Genomic DNA, 24264 nt, shown 5'->3' with positions numbered 1-24264 from the left:
CCGGTACGGATGCCCGCGCACGGGTTTCCCGGGGACCCCGGAAGCTCCCCCCACGAACGAACGAACGAACGCCGACGGCGGGCAGGCCCCACGGGAGAGTCCAGCCTGCCGGCAGTCGGTCACAGGCGGCGCGCGCGGCGAGGCCACCCACGAACGAACGAACGCCGACGGCGGGCAGGCCCCACGGGAGAGTCCAGCCTGCCGGCAGTCGGTCACGGGCGGCGCGCGCGGCGAGGCCACCCACGAACGAACGAACGCCGACGGCGGGGAAGCCCCACGGGAGAGCTGGGCCTGTCGGGAGACGGTTACGGGCGGTGCGTGGGCGGGGAACGATCCGGCCGGAGGCCGGCACGAGGCGCACCCGCGGAAAAGGCAGACCTACTCCGCCGCGGGCAACGCGGCGCGGGGCCGCTGCCACCCCCGGGCCCCCCGCGCGAGCAACCACGCCGTGGCCTCCTCGGGAGGCATCGCCGCAGCGACCAGCCACCCCTGGACGGCATCGCAGCCGAGGTCCCGCAACCGCTCCCACGTCTCGTCGTCCTCGACCCCCTCGGCGACGACGAGCAGCCCGAGCGAATGCGCGAGGTCCACCGTGCAGCGCACGATCGCCGCGTCCTCGGCGTCGACGGCCAGCCGCGCGACGAACGACCGGTCGATCTTCAGTTCGCTGACGGGCAGCCGCCGCAGGTGCACCAGCGAGGAGTAGCCGGTGCCGAAGTCGTCGAGCGACATCTTCACGCCGTGCCCGGTGAGCGCGGCCAGCGTGTCGGCGGCACGCTGCGGGTCCTCCAGCAGCACGTGTTCCGTGATCTCCAGCTGGAGAGCCCCGGCGGGCACCCCGTGCCGGGCGAGCCGGGCGGCGACCGAGCCGGCGAACCCGGGCGTGTGGACGTCGCGCGGCGACACGTTCACCGCGACCGGCACGTACAGTCCCTGCGCCCGCCAGCGCGCGACCTGCGCGAGGGCCGTCTCCAGCACGTACTCCGTGAGGTGCGGCATCAGCCCGGACGACTCGGCGATGGCGATGAACTCGTCCGGCGGCACCTTCCCCCGCTCGGGATGCACCCATCGGACCAGGGCCTCGAGCCCGGCCACCTGTCCGTCGAAGCGGACCTTGGGCTGGTAGTGCAGTTCGACGTCACCGGCGTCCAGGGCCCGGCGCAGGTCGCCGAGCAGGCCCAGCCGGTCCGGGGTGTTCGAGTCCCGCTTGGACTCGTACACCTCGACGCCGGTGCGGTCCCGCTTGGCCTGGTACATCGCGACGTCCGCGCGGCGCAGCAGCCCCTCCGCGTCGAGCGCGTGGTCGGGGAAGACGGCGAGGCCGGCGCTGGCCTCCAGGACGAGGGTGAGCCCGTCGAGGTCGAGCGGCGAACCGAGGGCGGCGACGAGCCCGCGGGCGACCCGCGTCGCGGACGTCGTGGAGTCCGCGACCGGCAGTAACACGGCGAACTCGTCCCCGCCGAGACGTGCGGCCTCCGCGCCGCGCGGCAGGGCGAGCCGCAGCCGGTCGGCGATCTGCAGCAGCAGCCGGTCCCCGGCGAGATGCCCCAGCGTGTCGTTGACCGAGCGGAAACGGTCCAGGTCGATCAGCATCAGGGCGGCACGGGCCCCGATCCGCTCGGCGTCGTCCAGCGCGGTCCAGGTCCGTTCGAGGAGCCACTGCCGGTTGGGCAGCCCGGTCAGCGGGTCCCGCAGCTGCTCCTCCGCCCGGGCGCGGGCGATCCACAGGGTGGAGTCGAGCGCGATCAGCGGGATCGAGAACAGCGGCAGCAGCAGCGGGCGTGCTTGTGCGACCACGCATATGAGGGGTGCGATGCCCAGCAGGGCGACCGCGACGAGACCCTGCCGGGCCAGGGCGGTGCGCGCGACGGTGGGCAGCCCGCCGGTGCGCGGCGCGTGCAGGTACCAGAGCAGCGCGCGGGTGACGGCGAGATAGCCGCCGGCGACGAGGACCACCTCGGGTGCCGCGTAGAGGGTCCAGGTCTGCGGGTCCCAGGGCGTCTCGACGGACGGGACCCGGCCGAACGCGGCCAGGACCAGGGCGCCGGCCCCGATGCCGAGGATGTCGACGGCGCCGTGCAGGACGCCCTGCCGCCAGCGGTTGCGGCGGGCGATGCCGACGAGCACGACGACGGTGAGGCTGACCATGCCGGCGGGCACCCAGCCGTACAGCAGCAGGACGGCGAGGGTGAGGGCGGCGCCGGAACCCGTGCCGCCCCACCAGCGGGAGCGGCCGAGAGCGACGAGGTGGCCGACGATGACACCGGTCAGCACCGCCAGTGACCAGCCTGCGGTGCCGGACGGGAAGAGGGCGTGCTGCCCGCTGAACGCGCGGTAGAAGCCGGCGCCGAGGACGAGGGCCGCCACTGCGACGGCCCCGGCCGGCAGGGGCGGCCAGGACGGGTGCCGCTCGGTCTCCTGGCCGGGCAGGCCGGTGCCGCGCGCGGTGCTGTGCCCGTAGGAACTCGGGGAGTCCCCGACGGTGAGCTGGGCGACGCCGCGGGCGTCCGTGCTCGCACCCGCCGACGGCCGCCCCGTCCGGAGTCCGGCCAGCCAGGCGCCGGACATCCGGCGCAGGCGCAGCCGGGAGCCCGGGGCGGCGCTCTCGGTCGGTTCCATTCCCGTCCCTCTCACAGCCGGCGGTGCCCACGCCACGCGGTCCGGTGGGGGCGAACCCAGCGGTACCGCGTAGGAAAACCCTTTCCCCGCTCCTGAGGAGCGCGGGGACGCGCCGGCCGCAACCGGGCACGGCAGGCGCGCATCCCAACAGTAGGCCGCGGAAGGCTTCCACGGGCAGCGGTCGTCGACGGTTGCCCGAATGCCACCTGGCCACCCGTATGCATCTGATATGCGCCGAACGGGTGGCCTTCAACCGCTACTCCTCGGTCGGAAGTGCGAGTTCAGCGGCGGCTTCCGGCCCTTGTCCGAGCAGGACCGCGAAGCCTTCCTCGTTCAGAACCGGAACCTTCAGCTGCATCGCCTTGTCGTATTTCGATCCCGGATTGTCGCCCACCACGACGAAGGACGTCTTCTTCGAGACGGAACCGGTCACTTTCGCGCCCCGGCTCTGTAGTGCCTCCTTCGCGCCGTCCCGCGTGTGGTGTTCGAGGGTGCCGGTGACGACGACCACCAGACCCTGCAGGGGGCGCGGCCCCTCCTCCTCGCCGGAGCCCTCCTCCTCCATGCGCACTCCGGCGGCCCGCCACTTGCGGAGGATCTCCTGGTGCCAGTCGACCGCGAACCACTGCTTCAGCGAGGCCGCGATGATCCCGCCCACGCCGTCGGTGCCGGCCAGCTCCGCCTCCGTGGCCTGTTCGATGCGGTCGATCGAGCGGAACTCGCGGGCCAGGGCCTCGGCCGCGACCGGTCCGACATGACGGATCGACAGGCCGGTGAGCACGCGGGCGAGCGGGCGCTGCTTGGCCGCCGCGATGTTCTCCAGCATGGCGAGGGCGTTCTTCTTCGGCTCGCCCAGCTGGTTGGCGAAGACGGTGACGACCTTCTCCTCGCCCGTCTTCGGGTCGCGCTTCGGCAGACCGCTGTCCTGGTCGAGGACGTACGCCTTGATGGGCAGCAGCTGCTCGATGGTGAGGTCGAAGAGGTCGCCCTCGTCCACGAGGGGCGGCTCGGCGGGCTCCAGCGGCTTGGTGAGGGCCGCGGCGGCGACGTAGCCGAAGTTCTCGATGTCGAAGCTCTTGCGTCCGGCCAGGTAGAAGAGGCGCTCGCGCAACTGGGCGGGGCAGGTGCGGCCGTTCGGGCAGCGCAGGTCGATGTCGCCCTCCTTGGCGGGCGCCAGCGGGGTGCCGCACTCGGGGCACTCGGCCGGCATCACGAACTCCCGCTCGCTGCCGTCACGCAGGTCGACGACCGGCCCGAGGATCTCCGGGATCACGTCACCCGCCTTGCGCAGCACCACCGTGTCCCCGATGAGGACTCCCTTGGCCTTCACCACGTCCTGGTTGTGCAGGGTCGCGAACTCGACCTCGGAACCGGCCACGGTCACGGGCTCGACCTGCGCGTACGGCGTGACGCGTCCCGTGCGGCCGACGCCGACCCGGATGTTGACGAGCTTGGTGTTGACCTCTTCGGGCGCGTACTTCCAGGCGATGGCCCAGCGGGGGGCGCGCGAGGTGGAGCCGAGCCGCCCCTGGAGCGGGATCTCGTCGAGCTTGACGACCACGCCGTCGATCTCGTGCCGCACGGAGTGACGGTTCTCGCCGAAGTACGCGATGAACTCCCGTACGCTGTCGAGGTCGTCGACCACCCTGTTGTGCTGGGCGGTGGGCAGGCCCCAGGTCTTCAGCAGCTCGTACGCCTCCGACAGACGGGTCATCCCGTCGAAGCCCTCGAGGGCGCCGATGCCGTGCACCACCATGTGGAGCGGCAGGGTCGCGGTGACCCTGGGGTCCTTCTGGCGCAGCGAACCCGAGGCGGAGTTGCGGGGGTTGGCGTACGGCTTCTCGCCCGCGGCCAGCCGGCGCTCGTTGAGGTCCTGGAAGGCCTCCATCGGGAAGTAGACCTCGCCACGGATCTCCACGAGCCGTGGGACGCGGTCGCCCTTCAGCCGGTGCGGGATCTCCGAGATCGTCATCACGTTGGGTGTGATGTCCTCGCCGGTCCGGCCGGTGCCCCGGGTGGCCGCGCGGGTGAGCCGGCCGTCCTCATAGGTGAGGTTCACCGCGAGGCCGTCGACCTTGAGTTCGCACAGCAGGTGGTAGTCGGGCGTACCGACGTCCTTGGCCACCCGCTCGGCCCAGGCCGCGAGCCCCGCGTCGTCGAAGACGTTGTCGAGGGAGAGCATGCGTTCGCGGTGCTCCACCTCGGCCAGTTCGGTCTCGTACTCGACGGCGACCTTCTGGGTCGGGGAGTCCGGGGTCCGCAGCTCCGGATACTCCTCCTCCAGCGCCTCCAGGGACCGCAGCAGCTCGTCGAACTCCGCGTCGCTGACGACGGGAGCGTCCTTCACGTAGTACCGGAAGCGGTGCTCCTCGATCTGCTCGGCGAGCTGCGCGTGCTTCTCCCGTGCCTCGGTGGGCAGGGCTTGCGCGGTCGAGGCGGTCTGTGCGTCCTGGTCGCCGGCCACCGTGTCGTCCTCCCGTTACTCAGGGTTGTCCGCGAGGGATCTCGCCGCCCGGGCGCAGTGGGCGAGCGCCGCGCGCGCGTACTCGGGGGAAGCTCCCGCGAGCCCGCACGACGGAGTGATCGTGACCGTCTCCGTGAGAAGCCCCGGATTCAGTCCCAGCCTGCGCCACAGCGTCCTGACACCCATGACGCTACCGGCAGGGTCCGACAATGGAGCGTCCGTGCCCGGCACGACACCGGCGAAGAGCCGGGTGCCGCCTTCCACCGCTTCCCCGATCGCGTCGTCGTCACGCTCGGTGAGGAGCGAGAGGTCGAAGGAGATCGCCGCGGCGCCCGCCCGCCGCAGGAGCGCGAACGGCACGTCGGGTGCGCACGTGTGGACGACGACCGGGCCCCCGTCGTGCACGCCGATGACGTCACGCAGGGTGGACTCGATGACCTGGCGGTCGACGGCGCGGTGCGTGCGGTACCCGCTGGCGCTCCTGACCCGGCCGCGCAGGACGGCGATGAGGGAGGGCTCGTCGAGCTGGAGGACGACGTCGGCGCCCGGTACGCGCCGCCGGACCTCGGCGAGGTGTGTCCGCAGCCCCTCGGCGAGCGATCCGGCGAGGTCCCGGCAGGCTCCCGGGTCGGAGAGCGCCACCTCGCCGTTGCGCAGTTCCAGCGCGGCGGCCAGGGTCCAGGGCCCGACCGCCTGCACCTTCAGCGGCCCCGTGTAGCCCTGGGTGAACTCCTCGAACGCGTCCAGGTCCTCGCCGAGCCAGGACCTCGCCCGCCTGGTGTCCCGTCCGGGCCGGTCGCCGATGCGCCAGCCGCTGGGCTCCACGCGCGCGTACAGCTCCACGAGCATCCCGGCGGTCCGTCCGATCATGTCGGCGCCGGGGCCCCGCGCGGGCAGTTCGGGCAGGAACGGGAAGTCCTCGAACGACCCGACGACGGTCTTGGCGGCCTCCCGGGAGTCGCCGCCCGGCATGGATCCGACACCGGTCGCCGGCCCGGACCTGAACACGCTGTTTTCGCTCACCCCGGCAGCCTACGGAATCCCTCTGCCGAGGTCAGCGGCCCGGTCGTACCGTCAGGTCGTTGACCTCGGCGTCGCGCGGAAGGTCGAGGGCCATGACGATCGCCGTGGCGACCGACTCCGGGTCGATCCAGCGGGCGGCCTCGTACTCCTTGCCCTCCTGCCGGTGCACCTTGGCCTGCATGGGGCTGGCCGTGCGGCCGGGGTAGACCGAGGTGACGCGGACGCCGTTCGCGTGCTCCTCGTGCCGCAGGGAGTCGGCCAGCGCCTTCAGACCGTGCTTGGAGGCCGCGTACGCGGACCAGTCGGCGTGCGCGCTCAGTCCGGCACCGGAGTTGACGAACACCACGTGCCCCTGGGCGAGCCGCAGCTGGGGCAGGAAGTGGCGGGTCAGCTCGGCGGGGGCGATCAGGTTGACGTTGAGCTGGTGGCGCCAGGACTTGGGGGTCAACTCGCCGACGGGGCCGAGGTCGACCACTCCGGCGATGTGCAGGAGCGAGTCGATCCGGTCGGGGAGCGACTGGTGCGAGAAGGCCCAGGAGAGCTTGTCCGGGTCCGCGAGGTCGCCGACCAGGGTGCGCGACCCCGGGTACTCCCCCGCGAGTTCCTTCGCCCGGCCGGCGTCGCGCGCGTGCAGCACGAGTTCGTCCCCGCGCGCGTGGAGGCGGCGCGCGACGGCCGCGCCGATGCCGGAGCCCGCCCCGGTGATCAGATGTGTAGGCATGTCCGCCATGCTCGCATCACCGCGTGCCGAGGCTCTCCTCGAGGTAGGCGAGCGCGCCCACCGGCTCCTCGGCGAAGAAGACCAGGTCGGTGAGGGGCCGGGGCAGGAAGCCCTCGTCCTCCATGCGCCGGAACTGCTCCTTGAGGCCGTCGTAGAAGCCCGCGGTGTTGAGCAGCACCACCGGCATCTCCGTCATGCCGTGCTTCTTCATCTCCAGGATCTCGGTCGCCTCGTCGAGCGTCCCCGTGCCGCCGACCATGATCACGACGGCGTCCGCCTTCTTCAGGAGCAGCGCCTTGCGTTCGGCGAGGTCACGCGCGACGACCATCTCGTCGGCGCCCTCGCGTGCCTTCGCCGACAGGAAGCCGACGGAGACGCCCAGCAGCCGCCCTCCCGCCTCCTGCACGCCGTCGGCGACCACCTTCATCAGGCCGACGTCGGAGCCGCCCCACACCAGGGTGTGGCCGCCCTTGCCGAGCAGTTCCGCGAACTCGCGCGCGGGGCGGGTGTAGCGGTCGTCGAGGTCGGCGGCGGAGAGGAAGACGCAGATGTTCATGGGTCCACCGTACGAGGGGGAAGAACTCCGGTCCCGCGGGTGCTGTCCAGATATGGCTGAAGGACACACGATCACGATCGAGCAAGGCACGGAACGCGTACGCGTCGTGCACGGCGGCCGGGTCCTGGCGGAGAGCGAACGGCCGCTGCTGCTGCGCGAGACCGGCTGTCCCGTGCGCTACTACCTCCCCCCGGAGGACGTCCGCCTCGACCTGCTGACGCCCTCGCGGAATCACACGCACTGCCCGTTCAAGGGGACGGCGTCGTACTGGTCGCTGCCGGACGCGCCCGATCTGGTGTGGGCGTACCCCGATCCGAAACCGGAGGTGGCGCGGATCAAGGACCACCTCTGCTTCTACGAGGTGGAGGCCGGCTGAGCCGGGAGGGAACGTGACCGGCCGCCCGCGGGTCGGTCCGCGGGCGGCCGGCGATCATGGGAGGGGCGGCCGTCAGACGGCGGCCCTCGTCGCGCGCGTGGTGGTGGCGATCGTCGCCGAGCCGACTACGCGTGTGCCGTCGTACAGGACGATGGCCTGGCCGGGCGCGACGCCCCGGACGGGCTCCGTGAAGCTGACCTCCAGCGTCCCGTCGACCAGTTCGGCCGCCACCTCGGTCTCCCCGCCGTGCGCGCGGAGCTGGGCGGTGTACGTGCCGGGGCCGGCCGGCGCGGCGCCGCACCAGCGGGGCTTTATGGCCGTCAGGGCGGTGACGTCCAGGGCGTCCGCGGGGCCGACCGTCACCGTGTTGTCCACCGGCGAGATGTCCAGGACGTAGCGGGGCTTGCCGTCGGGGGCCGGGGTGCCGATGCGCAGGCCCTTGCGCTGGCCGATGGTGAAGCCGTACGCGCCCTCGTGCGTGCCGAGCCTGGCGCCTGACTCGTCGACGATGTCGCCCTCCGCCCTGCCGAGGCGGGCGGCCAGGAAGCCCTGGGTGTCGCCGTCGGCGATGAAGCAGATGTCGTGCGAGTCCGGCTTCTTGGCCACCGCCAGGCCCCGGCGCTCGGCCTCGGCGCGGATCTCGTCCTTCGTCGTGACGGTGTCGCCGAGCGGGAAGAGCGCGTGCGCCAGCTGGCGGTCGTCGAGCACACCGAGGACGTACGACTGGTCCTTGGCCATGTCGGAGGCGCGGTGCAGCTCGCGGGTGCCGTCCTCGCGGACGATCACCTGGGCGTAGTGGCCGGTGCAGACGGCGTCGAAGCCGAGGGCGAGGGCCTTGTCGAGGAGCGCCGCGAACTTGATCTTCTCGTTGCAGCGCAGGCAGGGGTTCGGGGTGCGCCCGGCCTCGTACTCGGCGACGAAGTCCTCGACGACGTCCTCGCGGAAGCGGTCGGCGAGGTCCCACACGTAGAACGGGATGCCGATGACGTCCGCGGCGCGGCGGGCGTCGCGGGAGTCCTCGATGGTGCAGCAGCCGCGCGCGCCCGTCCGGAAGGACTGGGGGTTCGCCGAGAGGGCGAGGTGCACTCCGGTGACGTCGTGCCCGGCCTCGGCGGCGCGGGCGGCGGCGACGGCGGAGTCCACGCCGCCGGACATGGCGGCGAGTACGCGGAGGGGGCGGGTGCGCGGGGTCTCAGTCATAGCCCCTCCAGGGTACGGGGCGCCGGGAACCGGAGCTCCCGCATATCCGTTGGGCATCGCATGGGGGAGACGAAGGGCGCGCCCGGCGGGGGCCGCGCGGACGGAGACCGGCGCCTCGGGCGCCGGGCGCTGCTCGTCGGCGGCACGGCGGCCGCGGTGGGCAGCCTCGCGCTGGCCCGCGACGAGCTGGCGCATCTGTGGTGGCGGCTGCCCGGAGTGGAGAAGCCGCGCGAAGCGGGCGCGGTCGACTTCGCGGGCGCCCGCTGGGTGGCGGCGTCACCGGCGAACTGGCGGCGCGCCGACCGGCCCGACGACTACGGCATCGACCGGGTGGTCGTGCATGTCACGCAGGGCAGTTTCCGGGACGCGGTGAAGGTCTTCCAGGATCCGGGGCACGGCGCGGCCGCGCACTACGTGGTGCGCGGGGACGGGCATGTCACGCAGATGATCCGCGAACTGGACGTGGCCTTCCACGCGGGCAACCGCGACTACAACGAACGCAGCGTCGGCATCGAGCACGAGGGATTCGTCGACCGCGCGGCGTCCTTCACGGACGCGATGTACGCCGCCTCGGCGCGGCTGGCGGCCGGGATCTGCGAGCGGTACGGGATACCCGTGGACCGGGAGCACCTCGTCGGGCACGTCGAGGTCCCGGGCACGGATCACACGGACCCGGGGCCGCACTGGGACTGGGACCGGTACCTGCGGCTGGTGCGGCGCGCGCGGCCGACGACGGCCTGACGCGCGGCCCTCGCTGCGGGCCGGGGTCTAGCTGAGTCCCGCCGTACGGGCGCGTTCCACCGCCGGGCCGATCGCGCGGGCCACGGCTTGGACGTCCGCCTCCGTCGAGGTGTGGCCGAGGGAGAAGCGCAGGGTGCCGCGGGCCAGGTCGGGATCGGTGCCGGTGGCCAGCAGGACGTGGCTGGGCTGGGCGACGCCCGCGGTGCACGCCGAACCGGTGGAGCACTCGATGCCCTGGGCGTCGAGCAGGAGCAGCAGGGAGTCGCCCTCGCAGCCCGGGAAGGTGAAGTGCGCGTTGGCCGGCAGCCGGCCGGCGGCCGCGGGGTCGCCGCCGAGCAGGGCGTCCGGCACGGCCTTGCGGACGGCGTCCACGAGGTCGTCGCGCAGGGCCCTGATCTCCCGCGCGAACCACTCGCGCCGCTCGGCGGCCAGCCGCCCGGCGACGGCGAAGGAGGCGATCGCGGGCACGTCGAGGGTCCCGGAGCGCACGTGCCGTTCCTGGCCGCCGCCGTGCAGGACGGGTACGGGGGTGTACTCACGGCCCAGCAGCAGCGCGCCGATGCCGTAGGGCCCGCCGATCTTGTGGCCCGACACCGTCATCGCGGCAAGCCCGGAGGCGCCGAAGTCGACGGGGACCTGACCGAAGGCCTGGACGGCGTCCGCGTGCAGCGGGACGTCGAACTCGGCGGCGACGTCGGCCAGTTCACGGACCGGCATGACCGTGCCGATCTCGTTGTTGGCCCACATGACGGTGGCGAGCGCGACGTCGTCGGGATTGCGGGCGACGGCCTCGCGCAGCGCGTCGGGGTGGACGCGGCCGTACGCGTCGACCGGGAGGTACTCCACGGTGGCGCCCTCGTGCTCGCCGAGCCAGTGGACGGCGTCGAGGACGGCGTGGTGCTCGACCGGGCTCGCGAGGACGCGGGTGCGGGCGGGGTCGGCGTCGCGGCGGGCCCAGTACAGGCCCTTGACGGCGAGGTTGTCGGCCTCGGTGCCGCCGGCGGTGAGGACCACCTCGCTGGGGCGTGCGCCTAGGGCGTCCGCCAGGGTCTCGCGGGATTCCTCGACCGTCCGCCGGGCGCGGCGGCCGGCGGCGTGCAGGGAGGAGGCGTTGCCCGTGATGCCGAGCTGGGCGGTCAGGGCCTCTGCCGCCTCGGGAAGCATCGGGGTGGTCGCGGCGTGGTCGAGGTAAGCCATGGTGGGCCCGATTCTACGGGCCCGCCGTCCGGCGCCTCGGCCCGGCGGTGTGCGGCCCTCCCCGGTGGGTGCTCAGAAGCTCCAGGACACCGTGTTGTCGGCGTGCATGAACGCCAGCAGGACGATCAGGTCGGCGGCGCCGAGTCCCAGGCCGAGCAGGGCGCGGCCCTTGCGGGCGGTGCCGCGCCACAGGGCGACGGAGGCGAGGATGATCGCGATCGGGCCGAGGAAGAGGTTCAGGACCAGCAGGCCGACGAGGCCGAGGATGAACGAGGCGACGGCCATGCCGTCGGTGTCCCGGGCTCCGGTGCGGTGGGTGGGTCCGGCGGTGAGTTCCATGAGGTGGGTCAGCTCCCAGCGGTCGGTGGGCGGGGACGGGGCGCGGCCGGTCGTAAGGGCGCGCCCCTCAGTGGGCGGAGGCGGACGTGCCGCGCCGGCGGGAGTGCCGCTCGCGGGCCGCGAAGACGGCGAGCCAGAGGGCGATGACGGCGGCGGCGACGAGGGTCACGGTCAGCGGGGCGTGGGCCACGGTGCCCATGACGACGCCGAACAGCAGCAGAGCGGCGACGAGGATCAGCATGACGTTCCTCTCGTTGAGCGGGGCAACACCGCGGATGTTTCGCGGACTTGGCGGTCCAGTGAACAGTTGTTGTTACAGTTGTTCACTGACTTATGAGTCTAGCGCGTCCGGCGGCTTTCCAATTCCAGAGAACAGTTGTTAACTGCATGGCATGAGTCACACCCTCGGCATCCGGCAGGCGCAGAAGCAGAAGACCCGGCAGGCGCTCCTGGACGCGGCGCTCGGCCTGCTGGAGGAGCAGAGCCTGAGCAGCCTCGGACTGCGCGAGGTCACGCGCGCGGTGGGCGTCGCCCCGACCGCGTTCTACCGGCACTTCCGCTCGACCGCGGATCTCGGGGTGGCACTGGTCGAGGAGGCGCTGGGCAGCCTGCACCCGATGATCGGGCACACGGTGTCCGCGGCCGACGACAGCGACGAACGCATAGCGCGCGCGGTCGGCCTGATCGCCCGTCACGTGGAGACGTTCCCGGCGCACGTCCGCTTCATCGCGCGGGAGCGGCACGGCGGCGTGCAGCCCGTGCGCGAGGCCATCAGCAGTCAACTGGCCCGCTTCTCGGAGGAAGTGCGGACAGAGCTGGCCAAACACGCCGAGTCCGCGGGGTGGAGCGACGACGACCTGCTGATGCTCGCGGCGCTGTACGTGGACCAGATGCTGATGACGGCCTCGCTCTTCCTGGAGGCGCTGGAGGCGTCCGAGGAGGAGCGGGACCGGGTGGCGCGCGTCGCGAGCCGTCAGATGCGGCTGATCAGCATCGGCCGCCGGCACTGGCTGGGCTGACCGCCACGGGCGGCGCACCCCGGCACGCCGCCCGCTGCTCGCCGCCACCGCCGGTCCCGCGTCCGGTCCCGCGTCCGGGCCGGGCACGGCTACGGCTACGGCTACGGCTACGGCTACGGCTACGGCTACGGGAGGGTCAGCCCTGTCCCGCCTGGCCGTTCCGCCCCTGCTGCCCGCCGCCGCCCGGGCCCCCGCAGCCGCCGCCGGGGCCGCCGCTCGGGGCACCGGACGGCACGCCCGACGGGGCACCGGAGGGGGCCTTGCCGGTGGGGGTGCCGGTGGGCGCCCCGGACGAGGCACCCGAGGGCGCCCTGCCGGTCGGCGCCCCGGACGGTCCCCCGCCCGGCATGCCGGAAGGCCGACCGCAGCTCTGCTGACCGGAGTCGTCCTTCGTGGAGGACGACGAGTCGTCCGAGCCGCAGGCCGCCGGCAGGGGCGACAGCACGAGCAGGGTGACGGCGGGGACGAGGCGCAGGCGCTTCATGTGGAGCAACTCCCGGAAGACGAGGGGTTTCTGCGAGGCGTATGCAAGCAACCGCCCATGGGCCCGGGATGGGTTCGCGCTGTGCCGGGCCTGCGGTTCGGGCAAAGCCGGTCCCAACAAGCCCGGTCGGCCCGCCCCTTCACGACCCCGTCCCGCCCTCCGTCCGGTACAGCTCCGTGACGGCGGCCGCCGCGCCCGCCAGCTCCGCACGTACCTCGGGCGGTGACAGCACCTCGACCCGGTCGGCGAAGGCGAGCAGGGAACGGGCCTCCTGGACGACGCCGTACGACAGCCCGGCGGTCACCCACTCGCTCTCGCCGTCGTCCTCGGGCAGCTCCCTGAGGGCCGCCGCGTTGAGCCGCAGGAACATGTCGAGGCGGGACCGCAGCACCCGGACCGTGACGTCGACGCCGCCCGGCCGCTCCTCCACCTGGCGGCGCACCACGTCCCAGGCGTCGGCGAGTTCCACGCCGGGCCGGCGCCTGACCGGATCGGCCAGGAGCGTGGCCGAGCGCACCCGGTCCGCGCGGAACAGCTGCGGCTCTCCGCGCCGGTCGGCGACGAGGTACCAGACGCCCGCCTTGGACACGAGCCCGTAGGGATCGACGGTGTACCGGCTCGGCTCGGTCCGCCCGCTGTGCCGGTAGCGCAGCCGCAGCCGGCGGTCGGCGAACACCGCGTCCTGCAGCACGTCCAGGTCGACGGCCGGCTGCGGTCCGCCCTTCCAGCGGGTCGCGTCCACCAGCACGCGCCGGCTGGTGGCCTCGGCGGCCGGCCGGTGCGGGGCGGGCAGCGCGGCCATCACCTTGCGCAGGGCCGAGCCGAGCGCGGCGTCCAGCCCGAGCGCCGCGTGCGCTCCCTGGGCGGCCAGGATGAACAGCGCGCGGGACTCGTCGGCCGTCAGCCCGGTGACGTCCGTACGGAATCCGGCGAGCAGTTCGATGCCCCCGTGCCGGCCCCGCTCGGCGTACACCGGGACGCCGGAGGCCGACAGCGCCTCGATGTCCCGGTAGATCGTGCGTACCGACACCTCCAGCCGGCCGGCGAGTTCGCGCGCGGGGACCCGGCCGCGGGTCTGCAGCAGCAGAAGGATGGAGAGCAGGCGCTCGGACTTCACCGGCCCAGGATTCCGCGCCGGTCCGGTCCACCGCAAATGCTGACGGAAACTGTCAGGTTGGGCGAGGAGAGTCGGCGCATCGGCTCCCGGAGCCGGTACTTCGGGCCCGGTGATGTCCGGACGATCCCGGCGGCAGCCGCGGCACGCCGAACGGCGCCCGCGGAGCCCGGCGGGACCAGACCGGCCCGATGTCATCCGAACGCGACACGACGAGAGGTGCGCCATGAACGACGCGGCCGACCCCCGCCCCCTGTACGCCCGCGCCGCGGAGCAGATCGCCGCGCTGATCGGGACGGTCGGCGCGGACCGGCTGACCGGACCGACGCCGTGCGCCGAGTACGACGTGCGGCGGCTGCTGTCGCACATGGTCGGCGGCACCCGCCGGATCGCCCTGATCGGTGAGGGCGGCGACGGACTCGCGCTGAGCCCGACGGCGGGCCTGGGCCGAGGACGCCCGTCTGGACGCCGTGGTGCGGGTGCCCTGGGGCGAGGCCCCGGGGCGTGCCGCCCTGTCGGGTTACGTGATGGAGGCCGTCACCCACGCCTGGGATCTCTCGGAGTCCCTCGGCCGTCCGCTCGAACTCGACCCGGGACTTGCCGAGTTCGCCCTCGCCGTGGCCCGCCGGGTGCTGTCCGAGGGGCAGCGTGCGGACCGCGAGCACTTCGGGCCGGCCGTACCGGTCCCCGAAGAAGCCGATGCTTACGGGCAGTTGGCGGCCTGGCTGGGCCGCCGTCCCCTGGTCACCGCGTGAACGTGCTCAGCCGAGCCTGACGCGTGCGAGCTGACGGGACTGCGCGACCAGCCGGTCCGCGCTGTCCCACACCTCGGCGTCCTCCTCCAGGTAACCGCCGGCGAGGTTGCGGGTGGTGATGGAGACCCGCAGGGGCCCCGGCGCCGGAAGGCACCGCACGTGCGCCGTCAGCTCGACCGTCGGCACCCATCCGGACAGGCCCAGCTCGAAGGCGGTCGGCGGCAGCGCGTCGACCGCGAGGAGCAGCGAGAAGGGGTCGGCGTCGCGGCCGTCGGCGAGACCGAACCAGGCCCGCATCTCGCCCTTGCCGGACGGCGATCCGAGGGCCCAGCCCAGCGTCGAGGGGTCGAGCTTGAGCATCAGGCGGTCGGTGATGGCGGAGCTGCCGGGCACGGGCGCGGGACCGTCCTCGGGCCCGAAGCACTGCTCCATGGGCGGGATGGCGGGCGGTCGCGCCGTCGTGCGGACGTCCTCGGGCAGCGCGCCCAGGTCCCCGTACGAGGCGAGCACGCGGATCCGCTCGACCTCGCGCCCCTCGTCGTCGCGCTGGAAGAGGGAGGCCTGGCCGGTCGACAGGGTGCGGCCGGTCCGTACGACGTCCGTGCGGACGACCGCCGGGCCCGGCTGGGACGCGGTCAGGTAGTGCGCGGAGATCGTGAACGGGTGGGGGTGCGGCAGGGCGTCCCCGAGCGCGCGGCCGAGGACTGCCAGCAGATAACCGCCGTTGACGGCGTTGATGATCGTCCACCCGGCGGACAGGTCGACGTCGTAGACGCCGGGTTCGCGCAGGGTCACCGCGGTGTCGCGGTCGAACTCGCTGTCGCCGACCGTGGCTCGCGTGGCCTGTACGGAAGCTGCATCTGACATACCCGAACCGTACAACAGGTGATTACTAAGCAGTAGCTTTTTTCTTGAGATCCCCTGGAACGCGCACTCAGTCGTCCGTCTCCTGCACGGTCGAGCGCCGGTTCCAGGCGCGCGGCGCCCGCCAGTGGAACCGCATCGCGAGCAGCCGCAGCACGAACGCGGTCACCACGGCCAGCCCGCTGGTGAACGGCGACAGCGCGTCGTAGCGGATGCACAGGGCCACCATCGTGGCGCCCACGATGGCCGGCACCGCGTACAGGTCGCGGTCCCAGCGGAGCAGCGAGGGCACCTCGTTGGCCAGGACGTCGCGCAGCACGCCGCCGCCGACTGCCGTGGCCAGCCCCAGCGCCGCGGACGGCGTGAGACCGAGGCCGTAGGTGTACGCCTTCGTCGTGCCGGCGACGCAGAAGAGGCCGAGTCCGGCCGCGTCGAAGACGTTCACCCCGGCCTGGATCCGCTCCACCTGCGGATGGAGGAAGAAGACGAGCAGGGCGGCGAGCAGCGGGGTGATGAAGTACCCCAGGTCCGTGAAGGCGGCCGGTGGCACGGCCCCGATGATCAGGTCGCGGAACAGGCCGCCGCCCAGCGCGGTGACCTCGGCGAGTACGGCTATGCCGAAGACGTCGAAGTTCTTGCGGACGGCCAGCAGGGCGCCGGAGATGGCGAAGACGAAGATGCCGACCAGGTCGAGCGTGTGCTGGACGGAGGGGCTGAACAGTTGCTGAAGCACCCGACATTCTTACGCACGGAGAAAGGGGCGGGAGAGCGCGCCCGCGCTCTCCCGCCCCTGCGCACGCGCGGGACTACTCCTTGACGGGAGCGTCCTTGCCGTCGTCCGCGCCCGTGGCGGCCGCGGGCTTCGCACCGTCCGGCTTCGTGCTCGCGGGCTTCGCCGTTCCCGGCTCCGTGGCGTCCGGCTCGGCGGCGGGCACCGTGGCGGCGGGCTCCGGCTCCGTGCCGGGCACCGTCACGGCGGGCTTCGCCGTTCCCGGCTCAGCGACGTCCGGCTCTACCGCGGGCACCGTGGGGGCGGCCTCCGACTCCGTGGCGGGCACCGTGACCGCCGGCTCCGGCTTCACGGCAGCGTCCGGCTCCACCGCGGGCGGCGTGGCGGCGGGCGTCACGGCCGGCTCCGCGGTCGCGGGCTCCACCGTCTCCGCGTCCGACGCCGTGACCGCGGGCTCCGCGTCCGCCGCGGCCTTCGCCGTCACGGGCTCCGCCGTGGCGGACGGCGCCTCGGAGGCCACCGGGCCCTCGGCCACCGGGTCGCCGGCGGCCGGGGTGGCCTCGGACGGCTTCGCGGCCTCGCCGGTCGCCGACGCGGAGTCGGCGCCCTTGAGGGAGGCCTGCACCGCGACCGACGACGTCTCCGCCAGCACCGCGTCCGGCACCAGCTCGACCGCCTCCCGCGCCACCGACAGCAGCACCGTGTCCTGCGGCGCCTGGTCCTCGGCGTTCTCCGGGTGGTGGCAGGCGACCTGCTGGCCGACCTTGAGCTCCAGGAGCGGCGGCTCGGTCGTCTTGCAGATCTCCGTCGCCTTCCAGCACCGCGTGTGGAAGCGGCAGCCGCTCGGCGGCGAGATCGGCGAGGGCACGTCGCCCTTGAGCAGGATGCGCTCGCTCTTGGCGTTGCGCCGCGCCGGGTCGGGGATCGGCACGGCCGACATCAGCGCCTTGGTGTACGGGTGCATCGGCGCCTTGTAGAGCGACTCGCGGTCCGCCAGCTCGACGATCTTGCCGAGGTACATCACCGCGATCCGGTCCGAGACGTGCCGCACCACCGAGAGGTCGTGCGCGATGATCACGTACGTCAGGCCCAGCTCCTGCTGGAGGTCGTCCAGGAGGTTGACGACCTGCGCCTGGATCGACACGTCGAGCGCCGAGACCGGCTCGTCCGCCACGACCAGCTTCGGGTTGAGCGCGAGCGCGCGGGCGATGCCGATGCGCTGGCGCTGGCCGCCGGAGAACTCGTGCGGATAGCGGTTGTAGTGCTCGGGGTTGAGACCCACGACCGACAGCAGCCGCTGGACTTCCTTCTTGATGCCGCCCTCGGGCGTGACGCCCTGGAGCTTGAAGGGAGCGCCGACGATCGTGCCGATGGTGTGGCGCGGGTTCAGCGACGAGTACGGGTCCTGGAAGATCATCTGGACGTCACGGCGCATCGGGCGCATGCCGGCCACACCCAGGTGCGTGATGTCCTTGCCCTGGAACTCGACCTTGCCCGCGGTCGGTTCGAGCAGCCGCGTGATCAGCCGGCCCATCGTCGACTTGCCGCAGCCCGACTCGCCCACCACGCCCAGGGTCTCCCCCGCGCGCACCTCGAAGTCGATGCCGTCGACGGCCCGCACCGCACCGACCTGGCGCTGCAGAAGGCCCTTCCGGATGGGGAAGTGCTTCTTGAGGCCGGTCACCTTGAGCAGGGTCTCGCCGGGCGCGGCACCCTTCGTGAGGGTCGCGCCGCCGCTCTGTGCAGGGATGCTCACTGCCTTGTCCTCTGCGTTCTCACTCACAGCTTGGGCGCAATCTCTTCGGTCCAGATCCGCTCCCGCTGCTCCTGCGTCATGTGGCAGGCGGCCCAGTGCCTGCTGCCCACCTCGGACAGCTCGGGGCGGACCGTGCGGGTGACGTTGTCCTTGGGGACGTCCGCGTACGGGCAGCGCGGGTTGAAGGCGCAGCCGGACGGGATGTTGATGAGCGAGGGCGGGGAGCCCTTGACCGGGATGAGGCGCTCCGTCTGTTCGCGGTCCAGCCGCGGCATCGAGCCGAGCAGCCCCCAGGTGTAGGGGTGCCGGGGCTCGTAGAACACCTTCTCCGCCGGACCGCGCTCGACGCAGCGGCCGCCGTACATCACCAGGAGGTCGTCGGACAGCTCGGCGACGACGCCCAGGTCGTGGGTGATCACGATGACCGCGGAGCCGAACTCCTTCTGCAGATCCCGGATGAGGTCGAGGATCTGCGCCTGGACGGTGACGTCCAGAGCGGTCGTCGGCTCGTCCGCGATGAGCAGTTCGGGGTTGTTGACCAGCGACATCGCGATCATCGCGCGCTGGCGCATACCGCCGGAGAACTCGTGCGGGTAGCTGTCGACGCGCTTGTCCGGCTGCGGGATGCCGACGCGGTCGAGCATCTCGACGGCGCGGCGCTTCGCGGTCTTCTTGTCGACGTCGTGGTGGATGCGGTACGCCTCCACGATCTGCTGGCCGATCGTGTAGTACGGGTGCAGCGCCGACAGCGGGTCCTGGAAGATCATCGCCATCTCGCGGCCACGCAGCTTGCGCACGTAGTCCGGGTCGGCCGACAGCAGTTCCGTGCCGTTCAGCCAGATCTCGCCGGAGATCTGGGCCTTGCGCTTGCCGTACTGGCCGGCGGTGTGCAGGCCCATGATGCCGAGCGAGGTCACCGACTTGCCGGAGCCGGACTCACCCACGATGCCGAGGGTCTTGCCCTTCTCCAGCGTGAAGCTGAGTCCGTCGACGGACTTGACCAGGCCGTCGTCGGTCGGGAAGTGGACCTTCAGGTCGCGGACTTCGAGGAAGGCGGACGGTGCGGGCGAGTTCGTGACGGGCTCGCCGACCGCTGCTCCGCTCTTGCTGAGTTCGGTCATGCGAGCCTCACTCGGGGGTCGATCACGGCGTACAGGATGTCCACGACGAGGTTGGCGACGATCACCGCGAGAGAGGTGATCAGGGTGACCCCGAGGATGACGGGCAGGTCCTTGTCGCTGATCGCCTTCAGCACCGCCTGCCCGAGGCCGGGGAGGCTGAACGTGGTCTCGGTGAGGATCGCGCCGCCGATGAGGGCGCCGAGGTCCATGCCGAGCATGGTCAGGATGGGCGTCATCGTGGAGCGCATGGCGTGCTTGCCGATGACGGTCGGCTCGGCCAGCCCCTTGGCACGGGCGGTGCGGATGTAGTCCTCGCCCATGACCTCGAGCATCGTGGCCCGGGTGATCCGGGCGTACATCGCCGCGTAGAGGAAGGCCAGCGTGATCCAGGGCAGGAGCATGCCGCCGAACCAGCCGCCGAAGCCGTCCGCGATCGGGACGTACTGGGCGTCGAGCCAGCCGAGCCCGTAGCTGAAGATCGCCAGGGACAGCAGACCGGTGAAGTAGATGGGGAGCGAGACGCCGGCGAGGGCGACGATCATCGCGCCGCGGTCCCAGAAGGAGCCGCGCTTGAGCGCGGAGAGCACACCCGCCGCGACACCGAAGATCAGCCACAGAACGGCGGCACCGAGCGCGAGAGCCAGGGTCACTGGGAAGCGGTCGGTGATCTGCGGCCAGATGGCCTGCTCGCTGCGGAAGGAGTAGCCGAAGCACGGCGCGGCACAGTTCGTGACGTCACCGCCGGACGCGTACGTGCGTCCCGCGAAGATGCCCTTGAAGAACTCCCACACCTGGACGAAGATCGGGTCGCCCAGACCGAGCTTCTCCCGGACGCCTTCGATGGCCGCGGGGTCGGCCTGCTTGCCCACGAACATCGTGGCCGGGTCGACGCCCGCCCACCGTGGGACGAGGAAGAAGATGCCGAAGACCACCAGAATGATGACCACCAGCATCACTGCGGCGGCGAAGAGCCGCCTGATGAGGTAAGCGAGCACTGCTCTCGGCCCGACGGCGGGGCCGTGGGCCACCGGAGGTCTTCCGGTGGCCCACGGTTCACGCCGCTCCGGCCTTCACCTGCCTTTCGTGCCTTATGGCGGGTGCGCCGGTCGGGATTACTTCACGCCGAGGTTGACGAAGTCGAACTGACCGCTGTAGTTGTCCGTCGTGTAGACGTTGGTCAGCCGGTTCGAGCGCCAGTTGATGAACTTCTCGAAGACGAAGGGCAGGTAGTAACCGCCCTCCATGACCTTGTGGTTGATCTCCGTGGCCAGCTCGGTCTTCTTGCCCTCGTCGAGCTCGTTCACGTAGTCGTCGAAGAGACCGTTGATGGTCTTGTCGTCGATCATCGCGAAGTTGTTGTTGCCGCTCTCCAGGATGTACTTGCCGGACCACAGCGGGAGACCGAAGCCCTGGACGGTCGGGAAGTCCGGACCCCAGCCCATGATGATGATGCCGAAGCCCTTCTTCTTCACGTTGGAGGGGCTTCCGATGATGCCGGTGGTCTGCGCGCCGTCGAACTGCTCGATGTCGACGGTGATGCCGATCTTCTTCAGCGACGCCTGGAGGGACTCGGCGGTCGCGACCTCGACGGGCTTGTTGTTGCGGACCGCGATCGTGGTCTTGAAGCCGTTCGGCTTGCCGCAGGCCTTGAGCTCTTCCTTGGCCTTGGTGATGTCCGCGGCGCCGTCGTTCTTGGTGGCGCCGTACGGGTCGTACTTCTGGCCCTCGGAGCCCGGGACGGACGGCGGGAGCATGTTGGTGCCGATGTCACCGCCGGCGACCGGGCCACCGCGCGCGGTCTGCAGCGACTTGTGGTCGGCGCCGTAGATCACGGCCTTGCGGCAGTGCTCGTTGTCGAACGGCTTGACCGTCTGCGGGAAGACCGCGTAGCGGATGTAGCCGGAGACCGGGTTGTCCAGGTTGCCCTTGTGCTGCTTCAGGGCGGTGGTGCGGCCCTGCGGCGACAGTCCGGTCTGGGCGAGGTCCAGGTCGTAGTCGCCGGCGATCAGGCGCTGGTCCAGGTCGTTGGCGTTGGTGAAGAACTTGATCGAGATCTTGTCCGGCAGCGCCTTGCGGACCGGGTCCGAGGACTGCTTCCACTCGGTGTTGCGGACCAGCGTCAGGTTCTTGTTCGGGGTGTAGCCCTGGAACTTGTAGGGGCCCGACGAGAACGGGTGCAGGCCGTACTTGGACTTGGTGTCCTTGTCCTGGCGCACCGGCGCGGCCGAGGCCAGCGCGAGCATGTCCTCGAAGTCCGAGTTCGCCTTCGGCAGCTTGAAGATGATCGTCTTGGCGTCGGGCGTCTCGATCGCCTTCAGGCCGAGCTTGTCCTTGGACTTGTCCTTGTAGGGGCCCTTGTACGCGCCCTTCGGGTCCAGGACGTCCTTCAGGTAGACCGGACCGCCGGACAGCACGTCCTGCGCCCACTGGCGCTCGATGCCGTACTTGATGTCCTGGGCGGTGACGGGCTTGCCGTCCTCCCAGGTCGCACCGTCGCGGAGGGTGTACGTGTAGGTCTTGCCGCCGTCCGTGACCTTGGCGAGACCCGTGGCGAGGTCCGGGGTGAGCTCGGCACCCGCGGCGCCGGGCTCGGCCTTGCCCGTGACGAGCGTGCGGCTGTAGTAGCGCATGAAGTTCCACGCCATGCCGTAGTAGCCACGCGTGGTGTCCCACGAGTCGGCGTCCTGGGCGCTGGCGAACTTCAGCTCGCCGCCCTTCTTCGACGAGGCGTTGGCGACCTTGTTGTTACCGGCGTTGAAGCCGGCCGCGCCGCCGCTCTTGCCGTCGCCCTTGCTGTCGTCGCCGCCGCCGCACGCGGCCGTGCTCAGCAGTGCTGCGACCACGGCAGCTGCGGCCACGGCCTGCTTGCGCCGCCCTGAAGTGCGTTGGGTAGTCACGATCTCGGATCCTCCGAAATGATGTAGGCGGCCTGTGAATGAGTCACAGGCCCCGGGGGTACGGCTGTTCAGCGGGAAGCCTTCGGGTCCAGCGCGTCACGCACGCCGTCGCCGAAGAGATTGAAGGCGAGCACGGTGATGAAGATCGCCACACCGGGGATCACCATGTACATGGGATCCGAGTCGTAGTAGTCGATCGCCGAGGAGAGCATCTGTCCCCACGAGGCGGTCGGCGGCTTGACGCCGACGCCCAGGAAGCTGAGCGCCGCCTCGGTGAGGATGTTGGTCGGGATCATCATCGTCGTGTACACGATGATGGGCGCGATGAGGTTGGGCAGCAGCTCCTTGAACAGGATGTAGAACCGCCCGGCGCCCAGGCTCCGCGCCGCCTCCACGTACTCGCGCTCGCGCAGCGAGAGCGTCTGGCCGCGCACGACACGTCCGACGTAGGGCCAGCCGAAGAAGCCGATCACCAGGATCATGACGAACAGGCGCACGCCGGTACCCGTCAGGCCCAGCATCTCGTTCGGCATGACCGAGACGAGGGCGATGATGAACAGCAGCTGCGGGAAGGCCAGGAGACCGTCCATCACGCGGCTGATGGCCGCGTCCACCCAGCCTCCGAAGAAGCCCGCCAGGATGCCGAGGACGGTCCCGAGGACCACGGCGACCAGGGCGGACAGGAAGCCGACGAGGAGCGAGATGCGGGCTCCGTAGATGATGCGGGCGAAGATGTCGCGGCCGCTCACCGGTTCGACGCCGAAGAGGTGGTCGCCGCTGATGCCGCCCAGCGAGCCGGTCGGCGTGGAGAACAGCGGGTCGATCAGGTCCTCGTGGTGGGACTCGGGATCCTGGCCGATCAGGTTGGCGATCACGGGGGCGAGGATCGCGACCGCGATGAGCAGAAGGACGACGACACCGCCCGTGAGTGCGAGCTTGTCCCGCTTGAGGCGCTCCCAGGCGATCCGGCCGAGGGAGCGTCCTTGAACCGCCTTCGGATCGGCGCTGACCACCGCCGCTTCCTCGGCCGCGCTCGGGGCCGCTTCAGCGGTCGGCTCGTGCAATGGTGCCGTCATCTGGCAGGGACCCCTCTCAACCGGCGGTAGCCGGCCCACACGTGCCGCTGTAGCGGCATGATCAGTCCGTCGTACAAAGGGGCGAACACCCCTGGACCGGGAGTCTTTAACGCCTCGGCGATCTGTTGCCAGACTTGACGGCGAATGGATGCCTAAACGTGATGCGGGCTGGGGGGTTCCGTTATCCGGACGGCGGGTAACGGGGGCCGGACACGGGGCAATCGGGCCGCAAGGGTCCACGGGAGCCGTAATCCCAACACCTCGTCCGCAACACGGACATCACGCCCTTTCACCTTCGGGCACGCTGGTCAGCGCCCGGCGGCACGTCGAAGGGACGCGGCCGGGCGCCGTTCTCGCGACGGCTCTTCGGGGTCAGTACGGCCGCGGCTGCGGGTAGCCGTACCCGCCGGCCGCCGGCGCCTGGGCGGGCGCCGCGTGCGCCTCACGGTCGTAGAAGGGCCGCGCCTTGGCGCGCAGCCACATCGCCACCGGGTCGTACTCGTCGGACATGGCGACGGTCGACACGGGCAGCCCGTCGGGGACCGCGCCGATCGACTGCTGCATCATCGCCCGCACCGAGTCGACGGCGGACGGGGAGGTGTCGTAGACGTCGAGACCGATGGCCAGGTAGGGCGCGCCGAGGGCGGGCTGCACCCAGGCGCGGCGCAGCGAGCGCACGGCGGAGGTGCGGTGCGCGTTCTGCGTGAGGAGGGCGTAGAACTGCGGGATCTCGATGCCCGGTTCGGACAGCCGCAGCGGTCCCGTCGGCTGGCGCTCGAGACCGGTGGCGATGCGCCGCAGGTCCAGCCAGGGGATGCCGACGCCGCCGCCGGGTGCGTGCGGGTTCAGCCAGAGACCGAAGTGGTCGGGGTAGAGGGTGCGGGCCACGTCGAGGCCGTCGACGACCTCGTACGAGCGGTTCCAGCCGCTGGCGGACAGCTCCCGGGCCGAGGTCACGCAGGGGGCGTAGCCGTAGCCGCCCACCTCCATGTTCCCGTACTGGGCGTCCGGCGAGCCTGCCTGGCCGTGCCAGAGCAGCATCCAGATCTGGCCGTTCGACGGGTTCGCGAGCGCGCGGAGGAGCGCCTCGTAGGCGTCGTAACGCCCGGGCGTCACCTGGCGCAGCATGTGCTCGACCTGCCCGGCCGCGGCCGTGCCCGACGCGCTCACCCTCCACCGCCCCTTCGCGAACAGATCATCATGAACTCCCCC

Annotated in this window: 22 protein-coding genes and 1 pseudogene; 4 read left to right on the top strand and 19 right to left on the bottom strand. The window is 71.7% G+C overall.

The genetic code is table 11. From position 1 onward, the window contains the following. Positions 1-378: 378 nt before the first annotated feature. From ACFYP4_RS20625 to ACFYP4_RS20605, 5 genes are all read right to left on the bottom strand, one after another. The gene (locus ACFYP4_RS20625; protein ID WP_388786848.1) at positions 379-2619 is read right to left on the bottom strand and encodes a putative bifunctional diguanylate cyclase/phosphodiesterase; all 2241 of its coding nucleotides are present in this window, start codon (positions 2617-2619) and stop codon (positions 379-381) included. Between the two features lie 256 nt (positions 2620-2875). Continuing rightward, positions 2876-5083, bottom strand: a complete 2208-nt coding sequence (gene ligA / locus ACFYP4_RS20620; protein ID WP_358853639.1) for an NAD-dependent DNA ligase LigA — start codon at positions 5081-5083, stop codon at positions 2876-2878. A 15-nt stretch (positions 5084-5098) separates the two neighbouring features. Further along, complete coding sequence (locus tag ACFYP4_RS20615) at positions 5099-6106, bottom strand: methionine synthase (protein ID WP_388786843.1); 1008 nt, start codon at positions 6104-6106, stop codon at positions 5099-5101. A 31-nt stretch (positions 6107-6137) separates the two neighbouring features. Continuing rightward, positions 6138-6827 (bottom strand): SDR family oxidoreductase, encoded by a 690-nt coding sequence (locus ACFYP4_RS20610; protein WP_358853637.1) that lies wholly within the window; start codon positions 6825-6827, stop codon positions 6138-6140. Positions 6828-6843: 16 nt separating this feature from the next. Then, positions 6844-7383, bottom strand: a complete 540-nt coding sequence (locus ACFYP4_RS20605) for a TIGR00730 family Rossman fold protein (RefSeq protein ID WP_358853636.1) — start codon at positions 7381-7383, stop codon at positions 6844-6846. Between the two features lie 52 nt (positions 7384-7435). Here ACFYP4_RS20605 and ACFYP4_RS20600 point away from each other — a divergent pair, with 52 nt between their 5' ends. Next, entirely contained in the window at positions 7436-7759 is a 324-nt protein-coding gene (locus tag ACFYP4_RS20600) for a DUF427 domain-containing protein (protein ID WP_388786839.1), read from the top strand. A gap of 72 nt (positions 7760-7831) precedes the next feature. Here the strand turns inward: ACFYP4_RS20600 and mnmA are convergent, their stop codons facing one another. Then, the gene (gene mnmA, locus ACFYP4_RS20595) at positions 7832-8959 is read right to left on the bottom strand and encodes a tRNA 2-thiouridine(34) synthase MnmA (protein ID WP_358853634.1); all 1128 of its coding nucleotides are present in this window, start codon (positions 8957-8959) and stop codon (positions 7832-7834) included. Positions 8960-9019: 60 nt separating this feature from the next. Between mnmA and ACFYP4_RS20590 the strand changes: the two genes are divergently transcribed. Beyond that, positions 9020-9700: an N-acetylmuramoyl-L-alanine amidase gene (locus ACFYP4_RS20590; protein WP_388786836.1), complete on the top strand. Its 681-nt coding sequence runs from the start codon at positions 9020-9022 to the stop codon at positions 9698-9700. Positions 9701-9727: 27 nt separating this feature from the next. On the opposite strand, the gene ACFYP4_RS20585 is transcribed toward ACFYP4_RS20590, so the two are convergent. The 3 genes from ACFYP4_RS20585 to ACFYP4_RS20575 all read right to left on the bottom strand — a co-directional run bounded on the left by ACFYP4_RS20585 (position 9728) and on the right by ACFYP4_RS20575 (position 11477). Beyond that, positions 9728-10897: a cysteine desulfurase family protein gene (locus ACFYP4_RS20585; RefSeq protein WP_388786833.1), complete on the bottom strand. Its 1170-nt coding sequence runs from the start codon at positions 10895-10897 to the stop codon at positions 9728-9730. Positions 10898-10969: 72 nt separating this feature from the next. Then, a complete protein-coding gene (locus tag ACFYP4_RS20580; RefSeq protein ID WP_358853631.1) occupies positions 10970-11236 on the bottom strand; it encodes a DUF4190 domain-containing protein in 267 nt (88 codons plus the stop codon). A gap of 67 nt (positions 11237-11303) precedes the next feature. Continuing rightward, the gene (locus tag ACFYP4_RS20575) at positions 11304-11477 is read right to left on the bottom strand and encodes a hypothetical protein (protein ID WP_358853630.1); all 174 of its coding nucleotides are present in this window, start codon (positions 11475-11477) and stop codon (positions 11304-11306) included. Positions 11478-11628: 151 nt separating this feature from the next. Between ACFYP4_RS20575 and ACFYP4_RS20570 the strand changes: the two genes are divergently transcribed. Then, positions 11629-12255, top strand: a complete 627-nt coding sequence (locus ACFYP4_RS20570) for a TetR family transcriptional regulator (protein ID WP_358853629.1) — start codon at positions 11629-11631, stop codon at positions 12253-12255. 136 nt (positions 12256-12391) lie between these two features. Here the strand turns inward: ACFYP4_RS20570 and ACFYP4_RS20565 are convergent, their stop codons facing one another. Both ACFYP4_RS20565 and ACFYP4_RS20560 read right to left on the bottom strand, forming a co-directional pair. Continuing rightward, positions 12392-12739: a hypothetical protein gene (locus ACFYP4_RS20565; protein WP_388786828.1), complete on the bottom strand. Its 348-nt coding sequence runs from the start codon at positions 12737-12739 to the stop codon at positions 12392-12394. Between the two features lie 139 nt (positions 12740-12878). Further along, positions 12879-13856 carry a helix-turn-helix transcriptional regulator gene (locus tag ACFYP4_RS20560; RefSeq protein WP_388786825.1) on the bottom strand — a complete coding sequence of 326 codons (978 nt, stop codon included), beginning with the start codon at positions 13854-13856 and terminating at the stop codon, positions 12879-12881. A gap of 223 nt (positions 13857-14079) precedes the next feature. Between ACFYP4_RS20560 and ACFYP4_RS20555 the strand changes: the two are divergent. Continuing rightward, positions 14080-14608: pseudogene (locus ACFYP4_RS20555) on the top strand (TIGR03086 family metal-binding protein). A gap of 6 nt (positions 14609-14614) precedes the next feature. Here ACFYP4_RS20555 and ACFYP4_RS20550 read toward each other — a convergent pair. The 8 genes from ACFYP4_RS20550 to ACFYP4_RS20515 all read right to left on the bottom strand — a co-directional run bounded on the left by ACFYP4_RS20550 (position 14615) and on the right by ACFYP4_RS20515 (position 24222). Then, positions 14615-15475 (bottom strand): thioesterase family protein, encoded by an 861-nt coding sequence (locus tag ACFYP4_RS20550; RefSeq protein WP_388786822.1) that lies wholly within the window; start codon positions 15473-15475, stop codon positions 14615-14617. Between the two features lie 67 nt (positions 15476-15542). Then, positions 15543-16205, bottom strand: coding sequence for a trimeric intracellular cation channel family protein (locus ACFYP4_RS20545; RefSeq protein ID WP_358853624.1), 663 nt, complete (start codon positions 16203-16205; stop codon positions 15543-15545). A gap of 73 nt (positions 16206-16278) precedes the next feature. Then, positions 16279-17958, bottom strand: coding sequence for a dipeptide ABC transporter ATP-binding protein (locus ACFYP4_RS20540; RefSeq protein WP_358853623.1), 1680 nt, complete (start codon positions 17956-17958; stop codon positions 16279-16281). A gap of 23 nt (positions 17959-17981) precedes the next feature. Next, a complete protein-coding gene (locus ACFYP4_RS20535) occupies positions 17982-19079 on the bottom strand; it encodes an ABC transporter ATP-binding protein (protein ID WP_358853622.1) in 1098 nt (365 codons plus the stop codon). Beyond that, a complete protein-coding gene (locus tag ACFYP4_RS20530; RefSeq protein ID WP_358853621.1) occupies positions 19076-20074 on the bottom strand; it encodes an ABC transporter permease in 999 nt (332 codons plus the stop codon). Before ACFYP4_RS20530 ends, ACFYP4_RS20535 begins: the two co-directional genes overlap by 4 nt. Before the next feature lie 117 nt (positions 20075-20191). Continuing rightward, positions 20192-21976, bottom strand: a complete 1785-nt coding sequence (locus tag ACFYP4_RS20525; protein WP_358853620.1) for an ABC transporter substrate-binding protein — start codon at positions 21974-21976, stop codon at positions 20192-20194. Between the two features lie 68 nt (positions 21977-22044). Next, entirely contained in the window at positions 22045-23052 is a 1008-nt protein-coding gene (locus ACFYP4_RS20520) for an ABC transporter permease (protein WP_358853619.1), read from the bottom strand. A gap of 372 nt (positions 23053-23424) precedes the next feature. Next, on the bottom strand, positions 23425-24222 hold the full coding sequence (locus ACFYP4_RS20515) for an enhanced serine sensitivity protein SseB C-terminal domain-containing protein (RefSeq protein WP_358853618.1): 798 nt from the start codon (positions 24220-24222) through the stop codon (positions 23425-23427). Between the last annotated feature and the right edge of the window lie 42 nt (positions 24223-24264).

Source organism: Streptomyces sp. NPDC005551 (assembly GCF_042871785.1).
In the GTDB taxonomy this organism is placed as follows: Bacteria; Actinomycetota; Actinomycetes; order Streptomycetales; family Streptomycetaceae; genus Streptomyces.
Note: the sequence above shows the minus strand (reverse complement) of the source record. Positions and strands in the feature narration are given on the sequence as shown.